Below are 13,738 nucleotides of genomic sequence, written 5' to 3' on the forward strand. Positions count from 1 at the left end.
AACTGACCTTGCATAGAAATCCTGCAGCCACTCGTTTTGGCAATCCATGCCAGAAAGCTATTCGGCCACACTCTACGCCCACACAGTATTAGGCATTATTAATCGAGCCAACTAAGAAAAACTGTAAAAGCCGATATAGGTAATACGCTCAAGCAACTTAAAATTCGCTTCCTTCATGCCCTAATCATTAAGTGGACGCACTTAATCAAGCAGTCCACCGCATACTTTGGTCATGCTGCATTGAGGACATCTCGGAATCCTTGCAACAGCATTTTGAAACAACCAGAATAGGAATAATGACAAATGTCATTATTAAAACAATCTACGTCTTGACTTATTCAACCAGCTGCATGAATCACCTTGCTAGAATATTGCATATGCATTTATTTGACAATGGCATACTAATTAGTATAATTCAAATCAATATTAATATTTTATTAACTGGACTGACCCGGCTCCTGTAGGCATTCCTGCCTTATGATTTGAGCAGAGGAGGATGTCCATGAGCACACCGCGCTTCACCCCAGAATTCAAAGAGGAAGCCGTCAAACAAGTCACCGAGCGTGGCTACCCCGTTTCCGAGGTAGCCAGTCGTCTCGGCGTATCTACCCACAGCCTGTATCAATGGCTGAAACGTTACGACCCCAAACGAATCCAACCTGCCGCCGCAACAGACCAGCACGCCGAAATTTCGTCGTCTCAAGGCAGAACTGGAACGGGTAACGGAGGAGCGCGACATCCTAAAAAAGGCCGCCGCATACTTTGCTAAGGAGTCCGGGTAAGGTATGCCTTCATCCGGGCTCACACGCAGTAGTTTCCTATCCGGAGATTGTGTCGGGTCATGTCAGTGCATCCCAGTGGCTACTACGCTTGGATCGCCTCTCCACACTCCGACCGGGCGCAGGAAGACAGCGCCTGCTTGGATATGTCAAACAGGCATGGCTGGAGAGCGGCGGTGTCTATGGCTGCCGCAAGGTGCATGACGACCTACGGGCTCAAGGAGAGCGCTGCGGCAAACATCGTGTGGCGCGACTGATGAGGCTGGAGAGGCTGCGTTCGCAGACGGGATACCATCGACGGCCTAGGCATTACCATGGCCGTCCGGCGGTTGTGGCACCGAATCACTTGCAACGCCAGTTCTCTGCGGATGCGCCGAATGCAGCCTGGGTGACCGACATCACGTATATCCGCACGCATGAGGGGGGGCTGTATCTGGCGGTGATGCTCGATTTGTTCTCGCGGCAGGTCATCGGCTGGTCGATGCAGTCACGTATCGATAGAGAGCTGGTACTGAATGCTTTGTTGATGGCGGTATTGCGACGTCAGCCCAAGCAGGAGGTGTTGGTGCATTCCGATCAGGGAAGTCAATTCAGTAGCTACGACTGGCAGGACTTCCTGAAGGCCCATCTCCTGATGCCCAGCATGAGTCGGCGCGGAAACTGCCACGACAATGCCGTGGCGGAGAGTGTCTCTCAGTTGCTGAAGCGTGAGCACATCAAGCGGAAAACCTATCACGACAGAGAATAAGTCCGGCGGAACATCTTCGATTACATTGAGATGTTCTACAACCCGAAACGCCGGCATGGTTCCGCTAATGGGCTATCGCCGGTAGAGTTTGAGAAGCAATTTTCCAACAGCTCACAAGTATCTAGAGAAGCCGGGGCGATTCAGTTCAAAACAAACCAAGCCATTCAAAACTCTGAAGATGATCGTATTCTTTTGCCATTTTAAATTCCCCGTATGCTCTGAGGGGCTATCGTCCATCATAGATTCTATGAAACGTACCAGTCTACAAACTCGGAAGCCTAGCTTAGCACCTGGGGCAGCACCTAGCGCGCGCGGTCGAGACCTCGCCCCGCCCGCTTCATGTGTGGGAAAGCGTGCAACTGCATAAGTCGGCTGGAAAGCCCGTCAGTACCGGGCCTCGTGAACAATAGAAACCCGCTGGAACACTTGCGGATTCATGCACTCAAGCCCATGCAGAGGGACGAACATGGCCATAACGGGATGGGAGGAGCGTCAAAAAGACTGGAGAAGGAGAAGCAGAAATGGCAACCAAGGACTGGCGGCGGCGATTTCGCCATATAAAGCATTGAAATACAAGGATTAACGAGGTTATTTCTCAAGGTCATCTGCGGTAACAGATGCAGTGACCAAAATATAAGTCATTGATTTTATTGGAAGTAAAAAATGAAAACGTTACAAGATAGAGAGGTCATCTGATTACTTCTTAGTTATTGATTGCTTACTTTTCGCCATCCCTCGCAATACCTTGAATTTACTGAGAGAAATGGCCTTTCTGCATGATGGGTTACCGATGTTACTATTTTTTTAGACCCCCCATAACCTTGGAAAGCCCCCCATGCGCATGACGCCCCCGCATACGTATATGCGTGTATGCACATGCACTGAAGAGCCATCAGGACATGGCCAGTGTGAGATTCCTGAATCTGGTTAGCTGAGCTGCGTGGGAATAATTTTTGTAGAAGGTTGCCGATTTTTGTAGAAGCAGCTGAGTGGGATTTGATGCGCTGAACAGCACGACCAGAATTGGCGGATTCTGAAATGAAATCAGGGGCTTGCAAATGCAAGCCCCTGATTATAATTTGGTGCCGGCGGCAGGAATCGAACTCGCGACCCCCTGATTACAAGTTAGCGGGTACATCAGTCTAAAAATCAAGCCAGATAAGGGTTTTAGGTGGTATCGCCTCTAATAAAAATGACATTTGCCGAAAAATCAACCCCGTGGATATTGGATTTCAGCGCCGTCTAAAACTCAATATTAGAGGATTATTTGACCGGTTTTCCCTTGCGGATTGCCCTGCGGTCGTAGACCGCACTTGGAGTCACGTCGTTAGTATGCCCGGTGGTATTTTTGGCTATCTCGCCCTGCTCTAGCAGGTCGGTTGTCGCCTTGGCTCGAACATCATGGAAGTGGAACCGCTCATTGCCGGCGGCGGCCCATGCTCGCTGAATTTTTTGGATCAACGACTTGAACCCATCTGATGTGTAAGGCTGTCCCGTACGAGTGCTAACGAAAAGATATGGCGAATCCTTCGGGCGCCATAACTTCAAGGCCCTGCCGATTGCAGCAGAGAGCCGCGGCGACCACTCTATCTGTACCGTGATGGGCTTGCGATCAACTCCTTTCAATTGCTTCACCCTCAGCCCTTCCGGAAGGATATGCGCCAGCGGCAGTTTCAAGATGTCTTGACGCCGTTGGCCTGTCAGGTAGGCAACTTCAAGGGCGGCGGCCACGACCTGGCCCGACATCAGCGGCTCAAGGTAATTTTTGTTTGTGGGACGCGGGGCCTGCCCCTCCCTCTCAGCAAGCATTCCGTGCACAAGATTCCGGCAGAAATGAAGGAACTTCTCTAGCTCAGCGTCATCGACATACCGGTCGCGGGGACGCTCCTTGTTTCTTGTCACCCCCCGGCAAGGATTGCTGTCAACAATCCCCCAGCGCATCGCAAACGTGAAAACATTGCTTAACAATGCCCTTTCTCTGTTTCCTGCCACCGCGGCGTCCTGCTCCAGCCTCGCATCCAGGTATTCGCCAATGTGCTTTGGTTTGATTTCGTCCGGCCGAAAATCACCAAATGCCGCCTCCAGCAACTTCATTTGAGGTGCCTGTAGCTCCCTGGTATAGGCTGCCTTCCTTGGCATGACCTCCACCATGTACCGATTGAAAACTGCCAACATGCCTTGCGACGGAAGGCTACATGGTGCCTCAATCTCGACCCAGCGCCGCTTTGCCTCTTCCAATTCCCTGGAGAGCCATATCCACTCGTTTTTACGCGTGACGTAATAGAAAGCACCATTCTTGCGGTACATCCTCGGCGGTAGATCACGGTCTTTTTTCCTGGGCCTGGCCATGTTATTGCCTTCTGGATACTTGGTTTAATTTATCTCGATTGATTGAGCGTTCAGCTCGAAAATTCTGAGGATTCTGGCTTTCTCCAAGCGCAGTCCTAATCACCACTCGAGAAACCAAAGGCCTGCCACGGCCATTTGTTAGGTGGGGAATTTTATTCAAAGTGAGCCATTCACAAATCCGGGATGCCGTCTTGAACCCGCTGATGTCTTTCAATTCATCGTATGTCAGGATAGCGTCGTCCATAACATGAACCTCTGCATTAAATAAAAAAAGACCGCACTTAGCGGCCATTTTCAATAGTAATTTCTTTGAAATCTAAATTCATTACTCTAGGACTCAACCATTAAAAAAAGCCTCATGCAGAGGCTTTTTGTTAATGGCATTTCACTAGATCAGACCTTCACACTGCAGACGCAATTCCTCATACCCTTTGGCGTCGCGCTGCTCGGATATTGCAAGAATAATTTCATCATGAAGTAGGTTGTCTACCTTTATTCCTATTTGATCGTCTGTTCTTATTGTTGTTTTTACTTCAAACATTACATCCTGACCTGATGCACCATAAACGATTGTAATCCTAGTTCTTGTACTATTGGGAGTATCAAATTTGACATTCTGCTTGACATGTCCAACATGTTCAGGATTTACAAAGTAGTTGCTAATAGCTTTGATAAGGGCCATTCCTGATTTCCTTTTTGACATATGAGTCAATGACACATTCGCATTATACCATTGACCTAATTTAATTGGTGGCTCGGCGGAGTGTTGCCCTCCTCTGGATCTGGCTGCACCAGCCCGATCAGCTGGAGCATTGCCAACCCATCGCCGCGTCGATTGCTGCATCGAGCCCCGACTCAACCAGAACCTTGTCAGTGCCATCTTGGTCGGATAGTTGACATCCATGCACGACGTAAATTTCCCGCCGCCCCGGGCAGCACCTCGATAGCGCTGGCCGGACTCGATGTGATGATCTTGCCGGCCGGTCAGCGTGAAACACAGGTGCTGTTTCCGGGCGGTCCAGATTTTTGTCGAGTGGCACTTGATCTCTGCTTCATCGCCCTGAAACGGGTCGAATGCAAGGTAGTCGGCATCGCTATACCTCTGCTGGGTGGCAGGTGGGTCAGGGGTTAGCATGGGCGGACACCTTTTCGTCGATAGGATGCCCTGGGCAGCCGCCGCCGGCCTTGTAGTCGAATCCCTTGCACTGGCAGCTGTTCTTGCACGGGTTGCCGCAGCCCTTGTGCATCGGGATGACCTCCCGGCCCTTGGCCAGCTCGTCCATCAGCGCGTCGATAGCTTCCTCGCGGTACAGCGCGCGGCCGGTGTCGTCTCGATACTCTGTAGATTTTCGGCTGCGCCGGCGCTGCAGGTCGTTGATCGCACCGCGAACAGACAGGCACATGTAAGTTCTTGTCATGGCCATCACTCATCCCCTCCTTTCTGCCGCATCCCAGCCGTCAGAGCCGACCACAGCTCGTTGGCCTGCCGCCTCGACTCATTTGCAGCGAACTTGCAGCGCTGGCCCTTTTTCTTGCCGCAGTAGCCGCCGCAGGTGCGGCACTTTGGTTTCTTGGGTTTCGTGGTGGCCATCACTTGCCCCCTTTCCGCATTGCCTCGACCTTTTCGAGGAATTGCCGTGACTCAGCCAGCTTGTGCTCGCTAATCACGACTAGCTTGCGCGCCCGCTCCAACAGCGCCGCGTGAGCCTCCTCCCACGAGTTGAAGTACTTGCCATGTTGCGACGGCCTGATGGGTGTCGCATGGTGCTCAATGATGCGTGGTCGCTGGATATTTATCGGCGGCAATTCGTATTTGCGCATCACTCGCCCCCTCCCTTCGGCTGCTCGCTCACCAGCCGCTTTCCTGCCGCGCGAATAGCCTGGCCGATGTCAATGTCGCCGCTGGGCGAATCGTAGATGCAGCCGTCCCACTGCTGGGCAATCTCATCGATCACGACTGGCAGCTGCTGGCCAGGCAGGATCGGCTCAGCAAACAGCGGGGATCCCGGCGGCAGCTTCTCCCCTTCCATCGTAAGAATTGCCGCCTTGCGCCCGGTGCCATCCATTCGGATCTCGGCAGCAGGGCTATGGCCCTGCTGCTGCGCGCTGATGTTGTTCTGAATCCCGCCCATTATTTGCCCCCTTCCTGCGGCAGCCGAGCGTTGGCCCTATCGATCCGCTCCATCGCAGCCACGATTAGCGCGCCGGCTTTTATCAGATTGCGGCGATCTTCGCTGGGCTTCCACCAGGCTGCATCCCACGGCCAGGACGGCGGAGGATCACCTACAGGGTATGCAAGCGTGGACATTGCGTAGCAGCCGGCTGCTACTGCCAGGGCGTAAGGGCTGTGCTGGTCATCATGCTCCGGCGTCCAACCCTCGACCTCGATCTGCCGGCGGCGCTCAGCGGCGATGTCGGATAGGGCGGCAGATAGTGGTGCGAGCTGCTGCGCGGCGGCGAGCAGGTGGCTCAACGCCCATTCAGCTTTGCCGGCCGGCCCGAGCGAGTAGCCGGGTTTGTCGTCTGGCAATTCTTCCAGCTTGTCCAAAACGCCGCACACCTCGTCGAAATTGTCGCTGTCGATAAGGTGAACGCGCCCCCCATCGCCTTGCCTTTCTTCGCTGTCGTCTAGAGCGATAGATACCACTCGTGCCAAGGCGACCAGGTCACGCACCACATCGCGCCACCGATCCGGCACGGCCGCCGCGTGCTGCGGGCGGGTGTAGATGAAAACCTTGCATGCCATGTACCTGCCCGGCAGGTCAGATAGGCTGTCTACCTCTGCCTGGGCGGCCTCCTGATGTTCGTACAGTTTCCACGGCGTGACGAACCCCGATGAGTAGCGAGTGCCCTCGCCATCGAAGTACACGGCCCACATCTCAGCCACCGCCTCGCCACTCTGTCCGGAGGCTAGCGACAGCTCGGCGCGAGCCGCATCAGCGTCTGCCGTGATGGCCATCTGCGCGAATTCGCGCGCCAGTTCGCCTGGCCTGTAGTTTTCCAGCCTTGGGATGATGCGAGCCAGTTTGCGGTGAAAATAGTCGGCGTCCACGCCGTAGGGGCTGATCCCGTGCTGCGAGCTAGCCAGTTTGGTCAGGGTTTGCATGCAGCCTCCTCAATGTCCGCCTCGGTGATGGTGTATTGCCGGACGTTCACCACGTTGAAGAACGTGGCCACGCAATGCTCTGCCTGCCAGCGCGTCAGGAAAGTGTCCAGCTCGGCTTTGGCCTCGTCAGGCACGTCCGGGAAATCGTCGGCAAACTCGCCGCCCTCATCGTCGCCGCGTTCGGCAATCTGCTCGATCACGTCGTCCGCGTCGATCCAGTTCGTGCCGTGTTCCTGCACGTCACCGACATGTACGACGGAGCCGGGCTCCAGCTCGTAATCCTTGATCAGCTCGCGCAGGGAGTCGGCTTGGAACGTTTCGCCGTTGTGGCTCCACACTTGGCGGGGTTGGGTGTTGGGTTGCATCACGCTACCTCCTTGTCTTCTTTGTCACGCTGCGCTTGGAGCGCGGCCCTGGCGACTTCGAAATGCTCCGGGCCCTGGCCGTCGCCATCGCCGCCGTAGAGCGCGATGCGGACCACATCCAACGCAAGCTTGATGTTCCAGGTGTTCCACCCCTCATTCGTGAGCTCGGCTCCGAGGCGGCACAGCTCGTCCTCAGCCTCTTTCAGCGCCTCCTGCATCATCGAAACGGTCTTGATCACCGGCATGGCGTGGCCTTCTGCTTCTCTCACGACGCGGTGCCCGCAATCCCACGCTGCCATCATGTCCGGTGTGATTGGTCCAGCGTGCTGAGCCGATACCATTGCCCGACATGCATTCAGCGTGCGGGCGTAGGAGGTGGCCACGAACTCCGGCGGTGTGGTGGTTTTGGTGTTGGTTTGCGTGGTCATGCGGTCTCCTTGTGCAGTTCGGGGCTGCCGTCGCAGAAAACTTCCCACCACTGTGCACATCCGTCGGTATGCGCCACTTCATGGCGCCGGCAGATGGCGCAGGTTCTGTCGTATGGATTCCGGTAGACCCAGTCATGGCGTAAGCCATAAAGCCTGCGCAGTAGCTTCCAGATCATCACACCTCCACTCGTTTGAACTCGATCACCCACACCCACGGATTCGCATTCCAGCTGTCTGGGCCGTTGAGTTGATTCCACAGCCAGTGGAATGCGCCTGCCGCTGTCGGGCCATAGCAGCCGATGTCCTCGCAGCTCTGCCGTTTGTGATCGCACGGCTTGGCCTCGCATCCCTCCGCGATGGCGTCGGCCTCGCTGATGTCCTGTAGCTGCTCGACGCGGACGTCGGTGATTTCCAGCAGGATTCGGCAGGCCGCACGCTGCATGTGGATGCTGGGCCTCCACTTGCAATCGCCATCATCCTGTGTTGCGCGGTAGACGATATCGCCAGGTTTCGGGCAGCCGCACGGTGCCTCTGAGCAACCGCATTCGGCACCGACCTTGCGCCACGTCTCCCGCACCCACAGCCGGTTGCCGGGTTCGCCATAGGGGCATTGGGCGTTGATGAATCCGTGTTGCCACGCCCCATCGACTTGCTGGCTCAGCGTAAATCCATCGATCCATGCGTCCAGTTCGCGCAGTCGCTCTTCGGTTACGTCGGGTTGCGGCTTGATGATCCGCCGCGTCTGCGTCTTGGCGCCGGCCAGCAGCGCGCAGACCATGTCGCCGCTGAACAGGATCGGGCGCTCTTTGATAGTGGGCATGGTTTTACCTTTCATTCAGAATTGGTCGTGATGCGATTCTTGTAATGCACGCAACGTGCGTGTATTCCCAATTGAGGACCGCTTCATGACAACCAAATCATTCAAAAAATACGCTTGCCGACCTGCCAATCAGGTCGTCACAATCACCATTTATCTGCATCCGCCCTTAACTGGAATCGGCGACGAGTACCTTCCTCCGCAGATTGACTACCAGTGCTCGGCAGAAGCGACCTGCACGCACGCCTGTAGCGATCTCTGCTATGTTGCGCAGCGCAACCGAGAGTGATCGCTTCGACATCCCCGACGATGACCAGCAGCGCGGCCTCGGCGATCAGCTCATGCCGGATGCCTAGGGGGCAGACAATCAGGCCTGGCCGCCGGACCTGCAACACAATCAGACGCATCCACTCGTTCTGCATCGAGGATTTGCCCAGGCCGAACGATGCGAAGATGGCGCGCCGGCCGTCCAGCACCGCCCAGCGCACGATGTCGCGCTGGTGTTGGTACAGCCGCTCATGCACTGCCGTCGGCTGGATCTCGAAGCCGCTGAAGCTGGCCATCCGGATCTTTGCTCGCAAAAAGTCGATGTAATCCATGTCGGCTCGCAATAAAAAAGCCGCCATAAGAGGCGGCATGTTGAAATTCGACTACCATGATGAAAACCACAACTGGAGAAATGAACATGCTGGAATTGTTTGATGCCCAAGTAGCACCTAATAACCTGATCCAAGTTAAAGCCATGCTTGATGGCGTTCCCGCTCCTTTTCATGTAGCACCAGAAGTGATTGCTGATATATTGCGCCTTCAGGAATACGATCTTGCATCATGCAAAGCCAAGCTAGAGGATGAGTGGGATCAGCTGGCCGATCCATTGGAAAGACTTCTCCGCAAGTACGGTGTAGCAACGCTAATCACATCGGAAATGCTTATCCCGTAACTAAAACGCACGCTGCCTGGCTGTTGAGGTGTGGATGGTGCAGTTGGTTGATAGGAGGGAATGCAGTCTTAGCTTGTATGGGCAAGTCATGATGTTTCCAATTAAAAAACCGCCGGGAGGCGGTTTTAATTTCCTTGGAATCTAAAGGACTAGTCACGTTCATTCTGGTGTTCAATAGCAGCCCATATACCAGCATCTTGACCGCCAGGCACATATCTGCCATGGATACGGCGAAGAAAGGCTTCTTCAGCGGTTTTAGTTACCAAAAGCAGTTCAAGATCAAGGCCTTGAGCAGTCACAATCAACTTACCATTCTTTGCTCGCTCTGCCTTAAAGCCTGAGAACTCGCACTCGCGCTCAACTGCTTCAACAAGGCCCGCTACATTCGCAGCATCACAAGGATCGGCCGCATCAAGCCATTCATCAAAATTCGTTGTTGGTTGCATAAATATCTTTCAAGAAAGATGCAAAATGGACAACGATTTTACTCCCCCTTCCCTACTGTCGGGTGGCTGAAAGTGACACGACTCATAATGGCAGGTCATGCGGCGACCCTTTGGCGCCGGGCCTGCAGCGCGGCCTTGTAGCTGGCCTTGGCTTCTTGCTTGGTTGGTTTCCACTGGCCAGCAACGACGTCTTGTCCCCAATATCTGTTGCGGGTGACACGTCGATAGCGATAGCGCCACTCGTGCCGCCCGCTGATCCATTTGCCGTCGTTGAGATGGCCATCAATCCATTGCAGTTCACTTTCGACCTCTGGCTTGGCAATCCCAAGGTGATCGGCAAACGAGTCGCCAGTGCATCCATCGGCGTCGAGATAGTCCTGATAGTTGCGCTGTGCCTTGGTCAGCACTGGCGGCGGTGGCGGTTCCGGGCTGAACTGGTCGATAGCCTGATCGCCTGTGCAGGTCACGAAGAACCACGGCGAACCGCCGGTCAGCTCGCTGGCCGGCCGCTCCTCCATGTAGCCCATGGTCACCAGCTCTCGGCAGTGATTGATGTCCTTGCCGCCGGCGACGTAGTGATTGCGATAGCGCCGACCCTGGCCATACTCGTCCAGGCCGCGCGAGTGCTGCAGGATGTGGAGCAGCTTGGATTTCATGCTGTAATCCTCTTGCACAATGCGCAGCGCCACACGCCCGTCACATACACGCCGCCGGCCAGAGGACGGCGCCGGTCACAGCCGCTGCATAACCGATACAGGCTCATGAGTGACTCCATAAAAAAAGGCCCGCTAGGGGCCTTATAAATATCGATGCCAGCATGTGCAGGCAATATATCAGCAGAGGTTAATAGTTATTCCTCAAACCCTGAAGGACCGCCGAAAAAGTTTCACGGACTGTAACAGTTGAATTGTCATCCACAAAATGAATAACTATGTGCTCATCATGCTGATCGCTTTCCCTTGCATAAGAAACAGCACTGGGATTGACCATCACATCTTTACCGTTCTTATCTTTAAAGACTGCGATACCCATAATTTATTCTCCAAATTTAAGGCGAGCTCCAAGAATATTCCGAACGAGTAAGCGGCGCAATATTCCGCCCTCCCTACAACCTACACTGCCTCGCTCAAATCATCGGCCACCGCCACTCTTTCCACCTCAGCCTCGGCAGCGAACAGCCGCTGTGTCGGCACCGTCTCCACCCAGCTCTGCAGCGCAGCAACCGTTCGGCGCAGTACTGCCCATTCATCACCTGTAACACCGTAGTGGCCATGCTGCTGTCGCCGGCGTTTCACTGCAGCCAGCACCGCAGCCATGTCGTTTCCATCCCGGTGACGTGCTGGTGTGTCGTACTGCGGCCAGCGGCGCAGCAGCGTGCAGCAGGTGTTGGCCAGGAAAATCAGCTCGTTGACATCGTGAGGTGTCCACTCCGCCGCCGGCCGCGCCGCGGTGAGCAGGCGTTTGATGGACCGAGACTGGCACCGATCGGCAGTCGGACTGAAAGCGGCCCCCACCGGCAGACCTGGGATGCCCGATGGAATGGAGATCGGCCGCCGTTTGCATTGCTTCCTCATGCGTTACCCCCTTCGCTTTCGTGCCCTTCTTCCAGATGCCGCGAGCTGCAGCAGCCCGGGCAGCCACATTCGGCGCGCGGACGGCGCATCGTCGGGCATTCATCAGCCGGCGGCGCATCCCGAGCAACCAGATGGTGATCGGCGTAGTCCTGATAGTTCATGCCGCGATCCGCCTCGAGGCAACGCTGTAGGCGCGCCGCTTGTTGATGAGCCGTTCCTGTGGAACCAAATTCCCGAGCACCACCAGACGCCGGATGAGGCCTGCCGCGGCGCTCTCATTGATTCCGAGCCTCCGCGCCACGTCCGGGCAGGTGAATGGCGGCTTGACCTCGCGCACGATCCGCCGCATGCGAACGGCGTCCACATCGATCACCTCGCCCGGCGCCGGAAGCAACTGCTCGGGCGGGATGCTCCTCAGCAGCTGGAGCAATGAAGGAATAGCCGGCGGTCGACCCCCGCGGCGCATCTGGTTGAGCCCATTCACGCCGCGGCCCCCCGCACAATGCCGATCGCGTTCTCACGGGAATCCAGCGGCAACTTGAACAGGACTATCGCGCCGCGCAGCTCGTCGACCAGCTTGTCGGAGGCCTCGAGCTGTTTCTCCAGGCGGTCGGCCCGGTCACGTTCGTGCGCCGCATCGCGACGGGCCTCGGCCAAGTGCACCGCGAATTCGCTCAACGATTCCGCCGCCTGGCGCTCCAGGCTGGAATATGCGGCCCGCAGCGCCGTTTGGGACGTTCTCATTCGCTCCAGGCGCGCGGCCAGCTCAGAGGACACGGCGCCGCCTGCCTCTATGACGGTGATATCGATTGCAATACGGTTCATGGCTGTGCCTCATCAGCAGTGGCTGCACCGCGCTCTTTCTCGAAGGCGCGCGCGGCGGCCTGATCAATGTTGTGCAGGAAAAAAGAGATAGTTGAGCCAATTGGAAATAAAATCATGTCGTCATTACGATGGAAGCGAGCGCCAAAGCCGCTCCCCTGACGCCATAACCAGTCCAAAACCTCACGGGTCTTGCTGGAATCCACTAAGTCGTAGCTGAAATGGATGCTGAACGGGTTGTATGCTCCCCCCATGCAAAGGCGAGAGGCTGAGCACTTAGGCTCGCGAAGTTGGAAGCCTGCAGATGTCATGCTCTGCACCAGATCGTCTGCCTTCTGGGCGCAGCTCAGGATCAATTCCCTGTCTATGCTGTTCAGCATCTCCTCGGCAAATTGCACTGTTGTTTGCATCACATCGGCCATGGAATCTCCTCATCCGCCTTGGCAGGCCCGGGTATGGGTGCAGAAGCTTGGCTCTCTTCCAAGCCGCCCAGGACCTCAACCAGCGCCTCCACCAACTCGCCCAGCTCCTCGCTCATCAGGATGAAGGTGGCTTCGAACAGGCTTTCGCGGTCGTCGCTGGCCTGGCTGGCCTCGTCCTGCAGCACGTCCAGGAACTGAATGCGCTTCAGCTGCAGAGTGTCGGTCAGCTGGAAGCGGATTTTCTCGTTCCAGATCAGGCCCAGCTTGGCAACCTGCTTGCCGGTGGCGATGTGTTGGCGGATCTCGTCGCTGGTCAGGTCGATTCGCCGGACGCGTACTTCGGCGCCGTTTTCGCTGCCGTCTTTCAGCACCGCGTCCTCGTCCAGCTCAAAGCCGCCCGGCGCTACGCCAGCGGCCAGCCAGTCGGTCATCGCAGTGTGCGGTGCGATCTTGGTGCGCGGCAGAGCGGCCGGGAACGGCGGCAGTGCTTCGCGCAGCTTCGAGACCAGGGCCTCGGCACGCGGCGCGCTGCTGGTGTCGGCGATCAGCCAGCTGCCGGACATGAAAGCTGAAACGCAGCCGGACTTGGTGAAGGCGCGCGGCAGCAGGTCGTCGGTGATCTGCTCCTTCAGCGCCAGCTTTTCCTTGCGGCCGACCTTGCGCAGCTCCTTGTCCTCGATCTCCTGCACCTTCATTTCGACGAAGTCGCGGATCACCGAAGCCGGCAAAACCTTGTCTTCGCGGCGCATGGAAACCATCAGGCTGCCGCGGGCGGCGTAGACCGGCGCTTCTAGGTGTCCGGCGGGCGGAACCCAGCCTTCGCTAAACCAGTCCAGGCCGCCGCAGGGCTGGAATGGGCGCTTGGCCAGTGCCTCGCTCAGGCGAATGGCGTCCGGCGCATCGGTGAGCCGGAACAGAGTTGCGTTGTTGAACCAGACCATT

The 13,738-nt window shown here is 56.2% G+C and carries 22 protein-coding genes and 1 pseudogene; 2 read left to right on the top strand and 21 right to left on the bottom strand.

The features are described 5' to 3' along the window. Positions 1 to 502: 502 nt before the first annotated feature. Positions 503 to 1,629: pseudogene (locus LQR33_RS02765) on the top strand (IS3 family transposase); the annotation flags it as partial. A 1,161-nt stretch (positions 1,630 to 2,790) separates the two neighbouring features. Here the strand turns inward: LQR33_RS02765 and LQR33_RS02770 are convergent. From LQR33_RS02770 to LQR33_RS02820, 12 genes are all read right to left on the bottom strand, one after another. Then, positions 2,791 to 3,876: a tyrosine-type recombinase/integrase gene (locus LQR33_RS02770; protein WP_231467408.1), complete on the bottom strand. Its 1,086-nt coding sequence runs from the start codon at positions 3,874 to 3,876 to the stop codon at positions 2,791 to 2,793. Between the two features lies 1 nt (position 3,877). After that, complete coding sequence (locus tag LQR33_RS24370; RefSeq protein WP_378108673.1) at positions 3,878 to 4,168, bottom strand: DUF4224 domain-containing protein; 291 nt, start codon at positions 4,166 to 4,168, stop codon at positions 3,878 to 3,880. 96 nt (positions 4,169 to 4,264) lie between these two features. Then, positions 4,265 to 5,011, bottom strand: a complete 747-nt coding sequence (locus LQR33_RS02775; protein ID WP_231467410.1) for a hypothetical protein — start codon at positions 5,009 to 5,011, stop codon at positions 4,265 to 4,267. Continuing rightward, on the bottom strand, positions 4,998 to 5,294 hold the full coding sequence (locus LQR33_RS02780; RefSeq protein ID WP_231467411.1) for a hypothetical protein: 297 nt from the start codon (positions 5,292 to 5,294) through the stop codon (positions 4,998 to 5,000). Before LQR33_RS02780 ends, LQR33_RS02775 begins: the two co-directional genes overlap by 14 nt. A 5-nt stretch (positions 5,295 to 5,299) precedes the next feature. Further along, complete coding sequence (locus LQR33_RS02785) at positions 5,300 to 5,467, bottom strand: hypothetical protein (RefSeq protein WP_231467414.1); 168 nt, start codon at positions 5,465 to 5,467, stop codon at positions 5,300 to 5,302. After that, a complete protein-coding gene (locus LQR33_RS02790) occupies positions 5,467 to 5,697 on the bottom strand; it encodes a hypothetical protein (protein ID WP_231467416.1) in 231 nt (76 codons plus the stop codon). Before LQR33_RS02790 ends, LQR33_RS02785 begins: the two co-directional genes overlap by 1 nt. Continuing rightward, entirely contained in the window at positions 5,697 to 6,008 is a 312-nt protein-coding gene (locus LQR33_RS02795) for a hypothetical protein (RefSeq protein WP_231467418.1), read from the bottom strand. The genes LQR33_RS02790 and LQR33_RS02795 overlap by 1 nt, the downstream gene beginning before the upstream one ends. After that, positions 6,008 to 6,982: a hypothetical protein gene (locus LQR33_RS02800; protein ID WP_231467420.1), complete on the bottom strand. Its 975-nt coding sequence runs from the start codon at positions 6,980 to 6,982 to the stop codon at positions 6,008 to 6,010. The genes LQR33_RS02795 and LQR33_RS02800 overlap by 1 nt, the downstream gene beginning before the upstream one ends. Next, on the bottom strand, positions 6,970 to 7,347 hold the full coding sequence (locus LQR33_RS02805; RefSeq protein ID WP_231467421.1) for a hypothetical protein: 378 nt from the start codon (positions 7,345 to 7,347) through the stop codon (positions 6,970 to 6,972). The genes LQR33_RS02800 and LQR33_RS02805 overlap by 13 nt, the downstream gene beginning before the upstream one ends. Then, complete coding sequence (locus tag LQR33_RS02810) at positions 7,347 to 7,775, bottom strand: hypothetical protein (protein WP_231467423.1); 429 nt, start codon at positions 7,773 to 7,775, stop codon at positions 7,347 to 7,349. Before LQR33_RS02810 ends, LQR33_RS02805 begins: the two co-directional genes overlap by 1 nt. Positions 7,776 to 7,950: 175 nt before the next feature. Then, on the bottom strand, positions 7,951 to 8,595 hold the full coding sequence (locus tag LQR33_RS02815) for an ASCH domain-containing protein (RefSeq protein WP_231467425.1): 645 nt from the start codon (positions 8,593 to 8,595) through the stop codon (positions 7,951 to 7,953). A gap of 143 nt (positions 8,596 to 8,738) precedes the next feature. Then, the gene (locus LQR33_RS02820) at positions 8,739 to 9,191 is read right to left on the bottom strand and encodes a hypothetical protein (RefSeq protein WP_231467427.1); all 453 of its coding nucleotides are present in this window, start codon (positions 9,189 to 9,191) and stop codon (positions 8,739 to 8,741) included. An 86-nt stretch (positions 9,192 to 9,277) separates the two neighbouring features. Here LQR33_RS02820 and LQR33_RS02825 point away from each other — a divergent pair, with 86 nt between their 5' ends. Beyond that, positions 9,278 to 9,532, top strand: coding sequence for a hypothetical protein (locus LQR33_RS02825; RefSeq protein ID WP_231467429.1), 255 nt, complete (start codon positions 9,278 to 9,280; stop codon positions 9,530 to 9,532). 149 nt (positions 9,533 to 9,681) lie between these two features. Here LQR33_RS02825 and LQR33_RS02830 read toward each other — a convergent pair whose 3' ends face one another. The 9 genes from LQR33_RS02830 to LQR33_RS02870 all read right to left on the bottom strand — a co-directional run bounded on the left by LQR33_RS02830 (position 9,682) and on the right by LQR33_RS02870 (position 13,737). Further along, on the bottom strand, positions 9,682 to 9,978 hold the full coding sequence (locus LQR33_RS02830) for a hypothetical protein (protein ID WP_231467431.1): 297 nt from the start codon (positions 9,976 to 9,978) through the stop codon (positions 9,682 to 9,684). Positions 9,979 to 10,073: 95 nt separating this feature from the next. Continuing rightward, entirely contained in the window at positions 10,074 to 10,634 is a 561-nt protein-coding gene (locus LQR33_RS02835; RefSeq protein WP_231467433.1) for a hypothetical protein, read from the bottom strand. 187 nt (positions 10,635 to 10,821) lie between these two features. Next, complete coding sequence (locus LQR33_RS02840; protein ID WP_231467435.1) at positions 10,822 to 11,010, bottom strand: hypothetical protein; 189 nt, start codon at positions 11,008 to 11,010, stop codon at positions 10,822 to 10,824. An 80-nt stretch (positions 11,011 to 11,090) separates the two neighbouring features. Continuing rightward, entirely contained in the window at positions 11,091 to 11,552 is a 462-nt protein-coding gene (locus LQR33_RS02845) for a hypothetical protein (RefSeq protein WP_231467437.1), read from the bottom strand. Beyond that, on the bottom strand, positions 11,549 to 11,713 hold the full coding sequence (locus tag LQR33_RS02850) for a hypothetical protein (RefSeq protein WP_231467439.1): 165 nt from the start codon (positions 11,711 to 11,713) through the stop codon (positions 11,549 to 11,551). The genes LQR33_RS02845 and LQR33_RS02850 overlap by 4 nt, the downstream gene beginning before the upstream one ends. After that, entirely contained in the window at positions 11,710 to 11,982 is a 273-nt protein-coding gene (locus tag LQR33_RS02855) for a hypothetical protein (RefSeq protein ID WP_231467442.1), read from the bottom strand. The genes LQR33_RS02850 and LQR33_RS02855 overlap by 4 nt, the downstream gene beginning before the upstream one ends. 50 nt (positions 11,983 to 12,032) lie before the next feature. Then, positions 12,033 to 12,377 (bottom strand): hypothetical protein, encoded by a 345-nt coding sequence (locus tag LQR33_RS02860; protein ID WP_231467444.1) that lies wholly within the window; start codon positions 12,375 to 12,377, stop codon positions 12,033 to 12,035. Beyond that, a complete protein-coding gene (locus LQR33_RS02865) occupies positions 12,374 to 12,796 on the bottom strand; it encodes a hypothetical protein (protein ID WP_231467446.1) in 423 nt (140 codons plus the stop codon). Before LQR33_RS02865 ends, LQR33_RS02860 begins: the two co-directional genes overlap by 4 nt. Next, entirely contained in the window at positions 12,784 to 13,737 is a 954-nt protein-coding gene (locus LQR33_RS02870) for a recombination-associated protein RdgC (RefSeq protein WP_231467448.1), read from the bottom strand. The genes LQR33_RS02865 and LQR33_RS02870 overlap by 13 nt, the downstream gene beginning before the upstream one ends. Position 13,738 lies beyond the last annotated feature (1 nt).

Origin of the sequence: Chromobacterium piscinae, from assembly GCF_021129175.1 — a bacterium.
Lineage (GTDB): Bacteria > Pseudomonadota > Gammaproteobacteria > Burkholderiales > Chromobacteriaceae > Chromobacterium > Chromobacterium piscinae.

Excerpts from the sequence above, each read along its gene's own strand:
- LQR33_RS02860 (WP_231467444.1), bottom strand. The coding sequence starts at position 12,377 with ATGAACCGTATTGCAATCGATATCACCGTCATAGAGGCAGGCGGCGCC.
- LQR33_RS02835 (WP_231467433.1), bottom strand. The coding sequence starts at position 10,634 with ATGAAATCCAAGCTGCTCCACATCCTGCAGCACTCGCGCGGCCTGGAC.
- LQR33_RS02790 (WP_231467416.1), bottom strand. The coding sequence starts at position 5,697 with ATGCGCAAATACGAATTGCCGCCGATAAATATCCAGCGACCACGCATC.
- LQR33_RS02800 (WP_231467420.1), bottom strand. The coding sequence starts at position 6,982 with ATGCAAACCCTGACCAAACTGGCTAGCTCGCAGCACGGGATCAGCCCC.
- LQR33_RS24370 (WP_378108673.1), bottom strand. The coding sequence starts at position 4,168 with ATGGCCGCTAAGTGCGGTCTTTTTTTATTTAATGCAGAGGTTCATGTT.
- LQR33_RS02825 (WP_231467429.1), top strand. The coding sequence starts at position 9,278 with ATGCTGGAATTGTTTGATGCCCAAGTAGCACCTAATAACCTGATCCAA.
- LQR33_RS02810 (WP_231467423.1), bottom strand. The coding sequence starts at position 7,775 with ATGACCACGCAAACCAACACCAAAACCACCACACCGCCGGAGTTCGTG.
- LQR33_RS02820 (WP_231467427.1), bottom strand. The coding sequence starts at position 9,191 with ATGGATTACATCGACTTTTTGCGAGCAAAGATCCGGATGGCCAGCTTC.
- LQR33_RS02850 (WP_231467439.1), bottom strand. The coding sequence starts at position 11,713 with ATGAACTATCAGGACTACGCCGATCACCATCTGGTTGCTCGGGATGCG.
- LQR33_RS02785 (WP_231467414.1), bottom strand. The coding sequence starts at position 5,467 with ATGGCCACCACGAAACCCAAGAAACCAAAGTGCCGCACCTGCGGCGGC.
- LQR33_RS02770 (WP_231467408.1), bottom strand. The coding sequence starts at position 3,876 with ATGGCCAGGCCCAGGAAAAAAGACCGTGATCTACCGCCGAGGATGTAC.
- LQR33_RS02775 (WP_231467410.1), bottom strand. The coding sequence starts at position 5,011 with ATGCTAACCCCTGACCCACCTGCCACCCAGCAGAGGTATAGCGATGCC.
- LQR33_RS02840 (WP_231467435.1), bottom strand. The coding sequence starts at position 11,010 with ATGGGTATCGCAGTCTTTAAAGATAAGAACGGTAAAGATGTGATGGTC.
- LQR33_RS02830 (WP_231467431.1), bottom strand. The coding sequence starts at position 9,978 with ATGCAACCAACAACGAATTTTGATGAATGGCTTGATGCGGCCGATCCT.
- LQR33_RS02795 (WP_231467418.1), bottom strand. The coding sequence starts at position 6,008 with ATGGGCGGGATTCAGAACAACATCAGCGCGCAGCAGCAGGGCCATAGC.
- LQR33_RS02780 (WP_231467411.1), bottom strand. The coding sequence starts at position 5,294 with ATGACAAGAACTTACATGTGCCTGTCTGTTCGCGGTGCGATCAACGAC.
- LQR33_RS02865 (WP_231467446.1), bottom strand. The coding sequence starts at position 12,796 with ATGGCCGATGTGATGCAAACAACAGTGCAATTTGCCGAGGAGATGCTG.
- LQR33_RS02870 (WP_231467448.1), bottom strand. The coding sequence starts at position 13,737 with ATGGTCTGGTTCAACAACGCAACTCTGTTCCGGCTCACCGATGCGCCG.
- LQR33_RS02845 (WP_231467437.1), bottom strand. The coding sequence starts at position 11,552 with ATGAGGAAGCAATGCAAACGGCGGCCGATCTCCATTCCATCGGGCATC.
- LQR33_RS02805 (WP_231467421.1), bottom strand. The coding sequence starts at position 7,347 with ATGCAACCCAACACCCAACCCCGCCAAGTGTGGAGCCACAACGGCGAA.
- LQR33_RS02815 (WP_231467425.1), bottom strand. The coding sequence starts at position 8,595 with ATGCCCACTATCAAAGAGCGCCCGATCCTGTTCAGCGGCGACATGGTC.